The sequence below is a fragment of the Mesorhizobium sp. M0152 genome (assembly GCF_040322415.1).
Lineage (GTDB): Bacteria > Pseudomonadota > Alphaproteobacteria > Rhizobiales > Rhizobiaceae > Mesorhizobium.
This window is the reverse complement of sequence record NZ_JAMYTH010000037.1, coordinates 23,753-36,888: the sequence shown is the minus strand read 5'-3', so window position 1 is coordinate 36,888 and position 13,136 is coordinate 23,753. Positions and strand designations below refer to the sequence as shown.

Annotated in this window: 16 protein-coding genes; 7 read left to right on the top strand and 9 right to left on the bottom strand. The window is 63.1% G+C overall.

Going from position 1 to position 13,136, the window contains the following annotated elements; translation table 11 throughout:
- The first annotated feature begins 5 nt into the window (after nt 1–5).
- Both NKJ26_RS27100 and NKJ26_RS27095 read left to right on the top strand, forming a co-directional pair.
- Nucleotides 6–860, top strand: coding sequence for a transglycosylase SLT domain-containing protein (locus tag NKJ26_RS27100; RefSeq protein WP_027023508.1), 855 nt, complete (start codon nt 6–8; stop codon nt 858–860).
- A 135-nt stretch (nt 861–995) separates the two neighbouring features.
- Nucleotides 996–1,748, top strand: coding sequence for a Stf0 family sulfotransferase (locus NKJ26_RS27095; protein ID WP_352698342.1), 753 nt, complete (start codon nt 996–998; stop codon nt 1,746–1,748).
- Between the two features lie 6 nt (nt 1,749–1,754).
- Here NKJ26_RS27095 and NKJ26_RS27090 read toward each other — a convergent pair whose 3' ends face one another.
- The 3 genes from NKJ26_RS27090 to NKJ26_RS27080 all read right to left on the bottom strand — a co-directional run bounded on the left by NKJ26_RS27090 (nt 1,755) and on the right by NKJ26_RS27080 (nt 6,141).
- Nucleotides 1,755–4,091: a response regulator gene (locus tag NKJ26_RS27090; protein ID WP_352698340.1), complete on the bottom strand. Its 2,337-nt coding sequence runs from the start codon at nt 4,089–4,091 to the stop codon at nt 1,755–1,757.
- A gap of 352 nt (nt 4,092–4,443) precedes the next feature.
- Nucleotides 4,444–5,199: an SDR family oxidoreductase gene (locus NKJ26_RS27085; protein ID WP_352600254.1), complete on the bottom strand. Its 756-nt coding sequence runs from the start codon at nt 5,197–5,199 to the stop codon at nt 4,444–4,446.
- Between the two features lie 24 nt (nt 5,200–5,223).
- Nucleotides 5,224–6,141, bottom strand: a complete 918-nt coding sequence (locus tag NKJ26_RS27080) for a polyprenyl synthetase family protein (RefSeq protein WP_352698338.1) — start codon at nt 6,139–6,141, stop codon at nt 5,224–5,226.
- A 78-nt stretch (nt 6,142–6,219) separates the two neighbouring features.
- Here NKJ26_RS27080 and NKJ26_RS27075 point away from each other — a divergent pair, with 78 nt between their 5' ends.
- The 3 genes from NKJ26_RS27075 (at nt 6,220) to NKJ26_RS27065 (ending at nt 8,044) form a co-directional block, all read left to right on the top strand.
- Nucleotides 6,220–6,981, top strand: coding sequence for a biosynthetic peptidoglycan transglycosylase (locus tag NKJ26_RS27075; RefSeq protein WP_352698336.1), 762 nt, complete (start codon nt 6,220–6,222; stop codon nt 6,979–6,981).
- Nucleotides 6,982–7,124: 143 nt separating this feature from the next.
- Nucleotides 7,125–7,307, top strand: a complete 183-nt coding sequence (rpmF, locus tag NKJ26_RS27070) for a 50S ribosomal protein L32 (RefSeq protein WP_008834724.1) — start codon at nt 7,125–7,127, stop codon at nt 7,305–7,307.
- A 335-nt stretch (nt 7,308–7,642) separates the two neighbouring features.
- Nucleotides 7,643–8,044 carry a hypothetical protein gene (locus NKJ26_RS27065; RefSeq protein WP_352698334.1) on the top strand — a complete coding sequence of 134 codons (402 nt, stop codon included), beginning with the start codon at nt 7,643–7,645 and terminating at the stop codon, nt 8,042–8,044.
- 100 nt (nt 8,045–8,144) lie between these two features.
- Here NKJ26_RS27065 and NKJ26_RS27060 read toward each other — a convergent pair whose 3' ends face one another.
- The 3 genes from NKJ26_RS27060 to NKJ26_RS27050 all read right to left on the bottom strand — a co-directional run bounded on the left by NKJ26_RS27060 (nt 8,145) and on the right by NKJ26_RS27050 (nt 9,497).
- Nucleotides 8,145–8,576, bottom strand: coding sequence for a GlcG/HbpS family heme-binding protein (locus NKJ26_RS27060; RefSeq protein WP_352698332.1), 432 nt, complete (start codon nt 8,574–8,576; stop codon nt 8,145–8,147).
- Between the two features lie 89 nt (nt 8,577–8,665).
- The gene (locus tag NKJ26_RS27055; protein WP_352600244.1) at nt 8,666–8,899 is read right to left on the bottom strand and encodes a hypothetical protein; all 234 of its coding nucleotides are present in this window, start codon (nt 8,897–8,899) and stop codon (nt 8,666–8,668) included.
- Between the two features lie 76 nt (nt 8,900–8,975).
- Complete coding sequence (locus NKJ26_RS27050; protein ID WP_352600242.1) at nt 8,976–9,497, bottom strand: winged helix-turn-helix transcriptional regulator; 522 nt, start codon at nt 9,495–9,497, stop codon at nt 8,976–8,978.
- A 91-nt stretch (nt 9,498–9,588) separates the two neighbouring features.
- On the opposite strand from NKJ26_RS27050, the gene NKJ26_RS27045 reads away from it, so the two are divergent.
- A complete protein-coding gene (locus tag NKJ26_RS27045) occupies nt 9,589–10,443 on the top strand; it encodes an alpha/beta fold hydrolase (protein WP_352698329.1) in 855 nt (284 codons plus the stop codon).
- Between the two features lie 57 nt (nt 10,444–10,500).
- Entirely contained in the window at nt 10,501–11,157 is a 657-nt protein-coding gene (locus NKJ26_RS27040) for a glutathione S-transferase family protein (RefSeq protein WP_352698328.1), read from the top strand.
- 29 nt (nt 11,158–11,186) lie between these two features.
- Here the strand turns inward: NKJ26_RS27040 and NKJ26_RS27035 are convergent, their stop codons facing one another.
- From NKJ26_RS27035 to NKJ26_RS27025, 3 genes are all read right to left on the bottom strand, one after another.
- Entirely contained in the window at nt 11,187–11,450 is a 264-nt protein-coding gene (locus tag NKJ26_RS27035) for an ArsR/SmtB family transcription factor (protein WP_027023496.1), read from the bottom strand.
- A gap of 31 nt (nt 11,451–11,481) precedes the next feature.
- Entirely contained in the window at nt 11,482–12,729 is a 1,248-nt protein-coding gene (locus tag NKJ26_RS27030) for an MFS transporter (protein ID WP_352698325.1), read from the bottom strand.
- 89 nt (nt 12,730–12,818) lie between these two features.
- Nucleotides 12,819–13,013 (bottom strand): DUF1192 domain-containing protein, encoded by a 195-nt coding sequence (locus tag NKJ26_RS27025; protein ID WP_352600234.1) that lies wholly within the window; start codon nt 13,011–13,013, stop codon nt 12,819–12,821.
- Nucleotides 13,014–13,136: the final 123 nt, after the last annotated feature.

Below are 13,136 nucleotides of genomic sequence, written 5' to 3'. Positions count from 1 at the left end.
GCACCATGCGGCGTTTCCCCGGGGTGACGCTGGTTCTGCTTTGCGTCCTGGGCTGCTCGACAGGTGTTCAGGCCGATCCGCCGCAATCCGCCAAGCAGAGGCTGATCGACAAGGTCTGCAACCTGATCCAGGCCCATGCCGACCAGAACGGCCTGTCCAGGGATTTCTTCGCCCGGCTGATCTGGAAGGAAAGCCGGTTCGATCCCAACGCCGTCAGTCCAGTCGGTGCCGAAGGCATCGCGCAGTTCATGCCGGGCACAGCCAAGATGCGGGGGCTCGGCAATTCCTTCGACATCAACCAGGCAATCCCGGCTTCGGCCAAGTATCTCGCCGAGATGAAAACCAGCTATGGCAACCTGGGACTGGCGGCCGCCGCCTACAATGCGGGCGAAAACCGGGTGTCGCGCTGGCTGGGTTCGGGTGGCTTTCTGCCGATGGAAACAGAGAGCTATGTCTTCGACATCATGGGCGAACCGGTCGACAAGTTCACCGACCGGGCCTATGCCGGGAAGATCCAGCCGCTTGACGCGAAGGCCGATTTTGCCGCCGCGTGCCGAAAGCTGCCGGTGATCATGTCGCGGACGGTGGCCATGGCCTCGATCAACGTAAAGCGATGGGGCATCCAGGTGGCCGGCAATTTCCGCCGCAGCGCCGCGATAAGCCAGTGGCTGCGGGTGCGGAGCCGTTTTCCGGCACTGCTCAGCGGGCATGATCCAGTGGTCAGCCGGGTGCGCACGCCAATCGGCCGGCGCGGCATCTATGCGGTCAGGATCGGGGTCGACGACCGCGCCGCGGCCAATGTCATCTGCCAGAAATTGCAGAGCGTCGGCGGAGCGTGCGTGGTGGTGCGCAACCGGTAGACCGGCGGTTTTGCTTACAGGAAAGCGCCCGCAGCTGGCGTGTGCCCGTCGCATCGGCTTGGAATTTCGGGTATAGGCAGCCATCATCCCTCCCGGGCAACAGCCCCTGCCACTTGTGAGCAACAGGGCCGCAACATGTTCGATGGATACATTCTCTGCGGTACGCCGAGAACCGGGAGCACTTTGCTGTGCAAACTTCTGGCATCTACGAAGACAGCCGGCGATCCCCACTCGTTCTATCGGCGGCAGGACGTCGCGGAGTGGGCCGAAGAGTGGAACTTGTCCAGTCGCGGCACGATGAGCGAGCTCGAATTCCAGGTCGCCTATCTCAACGCGGCGATCGCCGCTGGCAAGAGTGGGACAGGTGTCTTCGGGCTTCGTCTGATGCGGGAAAATCTGGATGAGCTCTCGGCGATCCTCGAGCAGATTTTCCCCGGGCTTCCGTCGGACAAGGCGCGTTTAGAAAAGGCATTTGGCCGTATCGTCTACATACATCTTTCGCGTGGGGACAAGCTCGCCCAAGCCGTCTCCCTGATCAAGGCGGAGCAGACCGGACTCTGGCATGTCGCTCCGGACGGGACCGAGATCGAAAGGGTCGCACCGGCGAAAGAACCCGAATATGATTTCCAGCGGATCAAAAAAGAGGTCGCGGAACTCGGGACCTACGATGCTGCCTGGGACATTTGGTTCGCGGAGCAAGGCATAACGCCGCTGCGGGTCGGCTATGAGCGCCTTTCCACCAACCCAGCCGCGACATTGCTCGACATCTGCGAAGCCCTGGGCGTCCATTCACCGAATGCCGAGGATGTAAGGCCGGGCGTTGCAAAGCTCTCCGATGAGACAAGCCTCGACTGGATGCGCCGCTATCAGTTGGATGCAGCCGTCTGACGCCGGCTAGGCCGTCTTCGCCACCACTGTCTCGCTGAGCCAGGTGCCGATCTTGGCGCCGAGGCGGTCCGGCGAAACCGGCTTCGGCAGGTAGTCGTCCATGCCGGCATCGATGCATTTGTCGCGGTCGCCCTTCAGGGCATGCGCGGTGACACCGATGATCGGTATGTGGGCGCCCGCCGGGGCCTCCATGGCCCTTATGGCGCGGGTCGCCTCGTAGCCGTTCATCTCGGGCATCGAGACGTCCATCAGGATCAGCCTGGGGCGCAGCGACCGGTACATTTCGACCGCGGTGCGGCCGTTGCCGGCGATGCGGTAGCTCAAGCCCAACCCGTTGAGGATCTGTCCGAACACCAGCTGGTTGACGTCATTGTCCTCGGCGATGAGGATGTCGATCGGGCCGTTCGGCGTGGCCGTCGATTCCGGCGCCGGGGCGACCGGCATGGCCGGGCCGCGGATGACGGTGAAGGCGGGCGCCGCTGCCGGCGGCGGCCGGACCGGTTCGCGGACGAACTGCGCCTTGCCGACCTGCGAACGGGCCTTCTGGACGACCGAAATGACGGTGCCGAGCAGGACCGCGGAGCGCGCCGGCTTGGTCAGATGCGCGGCAATTCCGAAATCGATGATCATCTTGCCGAAATCGACCTGGTCGACCGAGGTCAGCAGAACGACCGGAATGCTGGACAGGCGGCTGTCGGCGGCAATCGCCCTGGCGACATCGGCGCCGTTCATGCCGGGCATCTGGTAATCGAGGATGATGCAGTCCACGGCGGCACCCAGCTGCCAGGCGCGATCGAGGAAGGCCAGCCCGATGGCGCCGCTTTCGGCGGCGGCGCAATCGAAGCTCCAGCCTCTGAGCTGTTCGAGCAGGATCTCGCGGTTGACCGGATTGTCATCGATGACCAGCACGCGCGCGCCGGTGACGTCGACCGGCACGGCCGCGTCGCGTGTGTCGGCGTGGTGCGCGGGCAGCGGCACCGCGAACCAGAAGACGGAGCCACGGCCGATCTCGCTCTCGACGCCGATCTTGCCAGCCATCAGGTCGACGAGGCGAGCGGCGATGGCAAGCCCAAGGCCGGTGCCTTCGTGGCGGCGGGTCGAGGAGCCGTCGACCTGCGCGAATTTCTCGAACACGTTCTGAAGCTTCTCGGCCGGAATGCCGATGCCGGTGTCCTCGACGCGGAGCTTGAGCTGGACGACATCGTTGACGATTTCACCGCCGACATCGATCAGCACATGGCCCTTCTCGGTGAACTTCACCGCGTTGCCGACCAAGTTGGTGACGATCTGCCGGAACCGTCCGGCGTCGCCGACGACATGGGCGGGAAGGCGCGGGTCGACACGTACGATCAGTTCGAGGTTCTTTTCGGCGACCCGCGCCGATACCAGGGTGGCGACATCCTCGACCGCTTCGGTAAGGCGGAAGGGAGCGGGGTCGAGCGTCAGCTGGCCGGCATTGATCTTGGAGAAATCGAGGATGTCGTTGATGATGGTGAGCAGCGCGTTGCCCGATTTGACGATGACGTCGGTGAAGGTCTTCTGGCGCGTGGTCAGCTCGGTCTTGGCCAGGAGTTCGGCCATGCCAAGCACGCCGTTCATCGGCGTGCGGATCTCGTGGCTCATATTGGCCAGGAATTCCGATTTGGCGCGGTCGGCGGCCTCTGCCTTGGACAGGGATTCGGCCGATTGGGCGAAGGCGCGGCGGATGGCCTTTTCCATCGGCCGGAAGATCCAGAAGGCGACGATGGCCAGGACGGCGAACAGCAGACCGGTCGCCCAGAGCAGGAGCCGGTCACTGGAAGCGTCGGCCAAATGGCGCTCGCCGTCCATCGCGGTGCGGACACGAACCAGCATCGGTTGGGTAAACAGGTCATTCTGATTGCGAATTTCGCGATAGCTCCACTCGTCGACCTTCTGCGCCACCGACATCAGGTTGAAGTTACGCACCATGTCGCGCGGCGACCAGAACAGGTCACCGTTGACGGACGCGGATTCGAGCTCGTTGATGGTGCTGGTCGACAGGCGAGAGCGTATCGCGGCGAGCTGTGCCGTAAGTGTCTCTATCTCGCCGGTCAGGCGCTCGGAATGGCCGCGCGCCGACGCGGTCAGCGCATCGCGCGTTTCGGTTCGCCAGGCGGTGCCGGTTGTCTCGGCGAAGCTGGTTGCGTTGCGCAGGTCGCGGGCGAAGACGACAAGATTGCTGCTCAGGGCATCGATCTGGTGGCGGAAGGAATTGACCCGATCGAGCGCGCCCATGATGGCGGCGGAAGCCAGCGCGAAAATCAACAATCCTGAAAGATAGCGAACCCGGACAGACCGGATGAAGGAAGAATATTCCGGCATGCGCAACCCCAACACATACGCATTATTTTAATGGTCGGGATTACGCTTCATTTACATTAAGATTTCGTTCGCGCGGACATGCCGGGAATGACCGCCGGTCAAGTGATCCTGCACTCCATTTCGTGCGTGTGCCCGCCACGGAACCTAAACCTCGTTCCATCAATTACACGCCTACAGGCCCGTAGCCGCCATCATACGGATTTTCCTGCTGGAAACACATCATCGCGAGTGCGCGGCTGTCGTCGCTCGCTTCATCAGCGACGTGGACACCGGCGCGTTCCAGGATCGCACCGGATGACGGCGGCAGCGGGAAAATTCGGCGAACCTGTGAGATGTTGTCCGACGTGCCCGATCAGATCGATGCCGTGATGCCGCCGTCGACATAGAGGATATGGCCGTTGACGAAGGACGAGGCATCGGAGGCCAGGAAGACGCAGGCCCCGACCAGTTCTTCGACCTTGCCCCAGCGGCCGGCCGGCGTGCGCTTTTCGAGCCAGGCGCTGAATGCCGGGTCGGCGACAAGTGCCGCGTTGAGCGGCGTGTCGAAATAGCCTGGCGCGATCGCGTTGCATTGCAGGCCGTGTTTGGCCCAGTCGGCCGCCATGCCCTTGGTCAGGTTGCCAACCGCGCCTTTGGTAGCCGTGTAGGGTGCGATGCCCGGGCGGGCGAGTGCGGTCTGCACGCTGGCGATGTTGATGATCTTGCCGCGGCCACGCCCGATCATGTGACGGGCGACCGCCTGGCCGACATGGAAGACGCTGGCGACGTTGGCCTGCAGCAGGCGCTCGAACGCGTCGGCGGGAAAGTCCTCGAGGGGCGAGCGGAATTGCATCCCGGCATTGTTGACCAGTATGTCGATACGCCCGCCCGACAGCTCGAAACCGTCGATCTCGGAGCGGACGGCATCATGATCGGTCGCGTCGAAGGCGAGTGCTTCCGCGCCGGGGATCTGTGCCGCCGCTGCGGCGAGCTTCGCCGCGTCACGGCCATTGAGGACGACCTTGGCACCGGCTTCTGCCAAGCCTTTTGCCAGGGCGAACCCAATGCCTTGCGACGAGCCGGTTACCAGTGCCCGGCGCCCGGTGAGATCGAACATATTGGACGACATCGACCCTGATCTCCCGACTCTCTGTCAGTTATTGCGGGTTGCGACGAATTTCGCCGCCGCCTTCAGCATCGCCGCCTGTTCTCCATAGGGTTCAAGCAGCGCGTGCGCCTGATCGATGAGACCGTGCAACTGGCTGCGCGCCCAGGCCGGACCGTGCAGCGCCACCAGCGTCGCCTTGCCGGCGGCGGCGTCCTTGCCGGTCGCCTTGCCCATCTGCTCGACGTCCGCCGTCAGGTCGAGCAGGTCGTCGGCAAGCTGGAAGGCGAGGCCGGTCGCCGAGCCGAATTCGGCCAGCCTCTCGCGGTCTTCGGACGAGGCGCCGGCAATGAGCGCGCCCGCCTCGCAAGCGAAGCGGATCAGCGCGCCGGTCTTCATTGCCTGCAGCCGGATGATGCCGGCCTCGTCCGGCGGCGCCTGTTCGGCCTCGAGGTCGAGCTTCTGGCCCCCGACCATACCGCCGGCACCGGCGGCGCGGGCGAGCGCCAGCACCAAGGCTGCCCGCCGTTCGGCTGGCAGCGTGGTCGCCTCATCGGCGATGATGTCGAAGGCCAGGGTCAGCAAGGCGTCGCCGGCCAGGATAGCGGTCGCCTCGTCGAAGGCCCTGTGCACGGTCGGCTGGCCGCGGCGAAGATCGTCGTCGTCCATGGCGGGCAGGTCGTCGTGGATCAGCGAATAGCAATGCACGCATTCAAGTGCGGCCGCAACGCGCCGCGCCGCTTCGCCGTCGGCGGAAAAAAGTGCCGCACTTTCCATGACCAGGAAGGGGCGCAGACGCTTGCCGCCGTTCAGCACGCCATGGCGCATCGCCGCCATCAGGCGGTCGGGCCGGGCGATCTCACCTGAAAGCGCGCGGTCGTCGAGCAACCGCCGCAGCAGCGTCTCCACGGCGGCTGCCCGCGCAACAAGCGCCATTTCGAACGCCATTTCGTCGTCATTCGTCATGGTCGGGAGCGGTAGCCGACACTCAGACGTTGCGCAAGAAGCCAAGCGCCATTATGCCGGAGCGAGGAGAGGCACGGGTTGGGCGGCTTGGCGGAACCGATCGTCGATCATGAAACCGAAAAGCTGGACATGGCGACGAGATCGAGGCGTGTGAACCGCCGCGGTATCGAGCGCCGGGTCCGGTGCGGCATCGTCGTCGCCGCCGCGCTGGCGCTGGTGCCGGTAGTGCTGACCTTCCTGTATCTGCCATTCTTCGTGCATCCGGTCTCGACCCTGATGCTGAAGGACCTGGCGACTTTCTCCGGCTACGACCGGCGCTGGGTCCCGATCGACGACGTCGCCCCGGTGCTGGCCAACTCGGTCATCATGTCGGAAGACGGGCAGTTCTGCTTCCACCGGGGCGTCGATCTCGGCGAATTGCGGGGTGTCGTCGACGATGCGCTGGCCGGCGAGGCGACTCGCGGCGCCTCGACCATCACCATGCAGACGGTGAAGAACCTTTTCCTCTGGTCGCGGCCGCTGGGCTCGGTACGCAAGGTGGTCGAACTGCCGCTGGCTATCTATTTCGACGCGGTGATGTCGAAGCGGCGCATCATGGAGATCTATCTTAACGTCGCCGAGTGGGGGCCGGGCATCTATGGCATCGAGGCGGCGGCACAGCATCATTTCGGCGTTTCGGCGAAACAACTGTCGCGCCGGCAGGCCGCGCTGCTCGCCGTCAGCCTGCCAAACCCCATCGCCCGCAATCCGGCCAAGCCCGGACCAGGCCTCAGACGGCTTGCCAATCTGATCGAGCGCCGTGCCGGCCGTTCCGGTGCTTATGTCGGTTGTCTCCACTAGTTGTTTCAAAAAAATTCGCGGGCAGCGCTGGCCAAAACGGCATCAGGCGTGTATAGGCACCCGACTTTCTCAGATTCCGGCCCCTGACACGGCCCTTTCACGAGGGCGGGCGGGGCTTTTTGACCATGTAGTGGAGCATATCCATGGCCGTTCCGAAACGAAAAACCTCTCCGTCCAAGCGCGGCATGCGCCGCTCGGCCGACGCCCTGAAGGCCCCGACCTATGTCGAGGACAAGAATTCCGGCGAAATGCGCCGCCCGCACCATATCGACCTGAAGACCGGCATGTATCGCGGTCGCCAGGTGCTGACGCCCAAGGAAAGCTGAGACCAGCTTTCTCGAAGGTCTGAATTAGCGAAAGACCGGCCCGTGGCCGGTCTTTCTGCGTCTGGCGGTCCCGGTCCGAAGGTCGGCCGGTCAAGGCCGGAGTCTCCCGGCTTTCACCCCTGAATCCGGCGGCCCGAATCCGGCGGCATGAATCCGGCAATGAAGGTTCCCTGCGCGCCCGCTTCAAATGCTGGTCAGACGATCATGCGGGCGGGCAACCGGCTGACATCGTTGTTGCACCCGGTCTTCGAGCGTGTTCGCCGCTTTCCACGAAAAATCTTGACGGCGTGCCTGTGGCGCATTCTACAGAAGGTGCCCCCATATGGAGACGCCAGATGTTCGGTGCCGTCCCGCTATTGATCGTACCTTTCGTGCTCTACAACCTCGGCCTGCTCGGGATTTTTGGCAGCGGCGACGATCCGTGGGCTAGCGAAATCTTCTCATTCAGCATGATGTCGGGCGGGGTGTTCTCGATGACGCTCGGCGACCTGATAGTGCTGATCGGGCTGATCTTCCTGTTCCTCGAAATGGTGAAGTCGGCGCGCACGACCAGCGCCTCGATCATGGATCATCTTCTGTCGACGCTGGTTTTCGTGGCGTTCCTGGTCGAGTTCCTGCTGGTGAAGGGCGCGGCGCATTCCATCTTCTTCACGCTGATGATCATCGCACTGTTCGACGTACTGGCTGGCTTCGCGGTGTCGATGCGGTCGGCCAGCCGGGACATCAATCTCAACTAAGTTTTCGGTGCGGAAGTTTGACGGGTCGCTTGTGACGAGCCGCATACGTTGGCGATGAGCAAAACGCCATCGGCTTCGGCCAGTCGCTAAGCTCCGGCGTTCAACCCGGGTCGGCGGTGAAGCCGGCTGCCTCGATACCTGCGATGGCGGCGGCCTCGTCATTGTCGGAGGTGTCGCCGGAGATGCCGACGGCGCCGATAACGGTACCTGCCTTGTCGCGGATCAGCACACCGCCGACGACCGGCAGCACGCGTCCGCCCGACACATCGGAGATGCCGGCGACCAGATGCGGGCGCTCCTTGGCGAATGCCTCGATCCGACGCGATCCCATGCCGATCGCCAGCGCGCCATAAGCCTTGCCCGTCGACATTTGCGGGCGCAGGAACGAGGCGCCGTCCTGGCGCTGGAAAGCGACAAGGTGCCCGCCGGCATCAAGCACCGAGACACCCAGTGGTTTGAGCTTGAGGACAGCGGCCCTGGCGAAAGCGGCATCGATGATCTCAATGGCCTTTTCGAGCGGCAGTGCGGTCATGGCGGTCTCCTGTTTGACATGCGGCGCCGCGCCGACATGCGCTCACGTTCAACGGGGGCAGGGCGGTGTCGAAGCTGCGGAAGAACGCGTTACTTCTTCTTGGCTCGGGCCGGCTTCTTGACAGGTGTTGCCGGCGCGTTGGCCAGATCCTCGGCTTCCTTGGCAAGCCGGAGCGCGCGCAGCTTGTTGGTCTTGGCCTGGCGGGCATCGCTCTCGGCGACATACTCAGCCATCGCTTTCTGGCGGACGGTCGCTGCCTCTTCCTGCTTCTTGAAGCGCTGATCCGCGCGGGCGCGGGCAGTGTCCTTAGAGTTCTCGACCAAGAGCGTATCCAATCCCGTGAATTGTAATTTCCGTCACTTCTAGCAGAGCCGGCCTGTTAACGGGAAAATAAGTTGGTCACGCAGCCGGACTGGCGGCGAGAGCCTTGCTGGCGACCACGGCTTCGTAGGCTTCCTGAAGGGTCGCCCGAACGGTAGGTCCGGCGGCCGGGTCCGCCGGCGTACCGAGGTGCTCGTGGCGCAACTCGTTCATGAATTTCTCCCACAGCGGCGGCCCGCCCTTTTCCAGGAGTTCGGCGCGGATCGAGAGCTCTTCGCTGACCGGGAGCCAGACACGGCCCCAGGCACCGAGATGGGCCAGGATCGGCACCAGCGTGATGGCCATCTCGGTCAGGCTGTAGATCGCCTTCTGCTTGTGCGAGGGGTCGTCGGCCTTGGTCAGCATGCCGAGTTCCATCAGCCGTTTCAGCCGGTCGGCGAGGATGTTCGAGGCGATGCCTTCCATCGAGCCGTTGAGCAACTCGCGAAAATGGCGCTTGCCGCCGAAAATCATGTCGCGAAGGATGATCAGGCTCCAGCGGTCGCCGAACACTTCCAGCGACAGGTTGATCGGACAGCCGGACCGGCGATCAAGGGTCATTCGATTCTCTCCATAAACCGGTTGCATTATCGTATCAGTTTCAATATGGTGCAACTGATTGCAAAATGCAAGCAGATAAGGAGGCCAAGCGATGACCGTGATCGAACGTCCTGAGATCATATCTCAAACCTTTGGCGATCCGGCAGATCCCGCCCTGTTGCTGATCATGGGAGCGATGGCGTCGATGCTTTGGTGGCCGGAGGAATTTTGCCGGAAACTGGCGGCTGCCGGCCTGTTCGTGATCCGCTACGACAATCGCGATACCGGATGCTCGACCAAATATCCGCCGGGAGAGTCCCCTTACACATTCGATGACATGGCGGACGATGCGATCGACGTTCTGGACAACCATGGCGTCGCCAAGGCCCACATCGCCGGCATGTCGATGGGCGGCATGATCGCGCAGCTCGTGGCCCTCAAACATCCCTCCCGCGTCGCGTCGCTGACCGTGATCAGCAGCTCGCCCGTGGGAATGGACACCTCGCATTTGCCGCAGATGAATGATGCCTATGTCGAGCATTCGGCCGAGGGGGCGAAAGTCGATTGGTCGGACCGCCGGCAGGTAATCGATTTCATCGTCAGGGATGCGCGGGCGATCGCCAGCACCGTGCACCCATTCGACGAGGCCCGGATGAGAGCCTTCGTCGAACAGGATTATGACCGGTCGGTCGGCTTTCTGAGCGCGACCAATCATTTCATGCTCAGGGGCGGCGATGAGTGGAAGGGCCGTCTGCACGAAATGACGGCGCCGCTGCTGGTCATCCACGGCACGACGGATCCGATCTTTCCGGTCGAGCATGGCGAGGCAATGGCCGAGGCGGTCGCCGGCGCGAAAATTGTTCGCATCGAAGGCGGCGGGCATGAACTGCATCCCGAAGACTGGCCGGTGATGTCAGCGGCAATGGTCGCCCATATCGAGGCCAATCAAGGTAGCACCCCATTTTGACGAGCAGGGCCTGCGTGACGGCACGGCTACGACCAACCACAAACAAACGAGCAAAACATGTCCCTGACATTTCATTTCCATCCGCTGGCCTCCTTCTGCTGGAAGCCGCTGATCGCGCTGTATGAGAACGGCATACCGTTCACCCCGGTCGTCGTCGATCTTGGCGATGAGCAATCGCGCGCGGCTTTCCTGAAGATATCGCCGACCGGCAAGATGCCGGCTCTGCGCGACGATGCACGCGGCCGCACGGTGCTGGAATCGACGATCGTCGTGGAATATCTGGCGGCGCACTATCCGGGGCCGGTTGAACTCATTCCTGCCGAGATCGACCTGGCACTGGCCGTTCGCCAGGCTGATCGTTTTTATGACTTCTATGTGCAGGAGCCGATGCAGAAGATCGTCGGCGACCGGCTGCGCCCCGAGGACAAGACCGATCCATTCGGCGTCGAGCAGGCCCGCGACCAGCTGCGCAATTCCTACGCCATCATCGAGCAGGACATGCATACGAAGATTTGGGCGATGGGCGACACCTTCACCATGGCCGATTGCGCGGCTTCTCCCGCGCTCTTCTATGCCAACAAGGTCGAGCCGTTCGGCGACAGATACCCGGCCATGAAGCGCTATCATGACCGCCTGGTGCAGCGCCCTGCCTTCAGCAGGGTGATCGAGGAAGCACAGCCCTACTTCAAACTCTTCCCGTACAACAATGGCTGATCACGATGCTGCCGGGTAAGCCAGAACAGTCAGGCCTCCCAGAACTGATCGAGCCAGATGTTGAGTTTCAGGAAACCGGCATTGCTGACCCTGTAGACGCGCCTTGTCCCTTCGGCCTTGGCATGGACCAGCCCTGCATCGAGCAGGACTTTGAGATGCTGCGAAACGGCCGGGCGTGAGACCGGCAGCCCGGACGCCAGTTCGTTGACGGTTTTCGGGCCGCGTCGAAGTTCTTCCAAGAGATAACGCCGGTTCGGGTCGGCAATCGCCATGAAGGCGTCGGAAAACATCATGTCTTATTTGTGAGGCAAAGCTTTTCGAATCTCAACCGTCGGTTTCTACTTTTCTTCTTGGATCAAGCCGCAACGCTTCCGGCGTCACCGAGCGGTCGGCTGGTTGGGTCTTGAAGGCATCGCGATCCTCGATCGGCACCGGCGCGCGGCGGCTGATGCGCAGCAGCGTGTAGCCGGCCAAGCAGAGATGCGCGAAGGCCGTCGCCAGGAACAGGCCTTCCGGGCGCATCCAGCTCATCAGCGCCGCCGCCAGCAAGGGCCCGATCATGGTGCCGAAACCGTAAAGCAAGAGCAGACCGCCGGAAACCTTGACGAAATCCTCGGATCGGGCGTGGTCGTTGGCATGCGCCACGGCGATCGAATAGAGCGTGTAGGCGAACGCGCCGTAAGCGGCGGTGAAGACGATGACGAAGACGCCGGAGCGCGGTTCGAACAGGAAGATCATGAGCGCGAACAGCGCAGCGCCGAAGGCCGCCCCAGCCAGCACGAAACGCCGGTCGGTCTTATCGGACATGCGGCCGGCCGGAAGCTGCATGGCGGCGCCGGCAACTACCACAAGGCTCATCATCAACGCGATCTCGGCGGTGGAGATGCCGATGCGGGCACCGTAGACGGCGCCTAGCGTGCCCCAGGCGCCGTTGGCTATGCCGATCAGCACGCAGGCGATGGCCGAGACCGGCGAGTTGGCGTAGAGACCCCTGACGTCGAGCTTGACGTCCTGCAGTGGCTTGGGGTGCGAGGCTGTCGAAACCGCGGTCGGGATCAGCGACAGGCAGAACAGGATGCCGGTGATCATGAACAGCGACGCCGATTTCACATCGCCGCCGGCGACGATCATCTGCCCGCCCATGATCGAGGCGTAGGTGACCATCATATAGAGGCCGAACACCGTGCCGCGGTTTTCGTTGGTGGCTTTCTCGTTCAGCCAGCTTTCGATGACCATGAAGGCACCGGCCATGGTGAAGCCGGTAAAGGCGCGCAGCAGGATCCAGATATATTCATCGATGACCAGCCCGGTGAGCAAAGCCACGATGGCGCCGGAAGCGGCGAAGGCGCCGAAGGCGCGCACATGCCCGGCGCGGCGCACGATGCGCGGCGCGAAGAAGCAGCCGGTGACGAAGCCGCCGGCCCAGGCCGTGCCCATCAGGCCGAGCGATGCGGTCGAAAAGCCTTCCACCTGGCCGCGCAGGGGCAACAGCAGTCCGTGCAATCCCGACGCAGCCAGCAGGAAGGCGGTGCCGCGAAGCAGAGAAAGGATCGGTCGGTAGGCTGCGAGCATTTTTTGATCCGGCTGGATTTTGGGAGGATGCAGGGCCTGAAGACAGCCGCATTCCGGCTTTTCCGCGGCGGACCGTTCCGTCCGTTTATCTACCCGCGCCGGAACAGCGCTTCGGCCGCCGATTTGGTGTTGTCCTTGGTCTTGAGCTCGGTCTCCAGCCGGGCAATTTCGGCGCGCAGGAGATCGATCCGCTCGGACAGTTCGCCGACTGAAAGCAGCGACAAGTCCTGCCCGATTTCGTGCGGGCGCGCCTTCTTCTTGGGCTCGTCGTCGAAGATCGCCATGGGTCGCTCCTCCTCCGCTACACCGGATTGGCCATTTGCCTGCTTTGGCAATCAGCATACATAGGGCAGGGGCGTCGATGCAAACAGCCGATCCGATAACGGCGAGAAAAGACGGTAAATCTT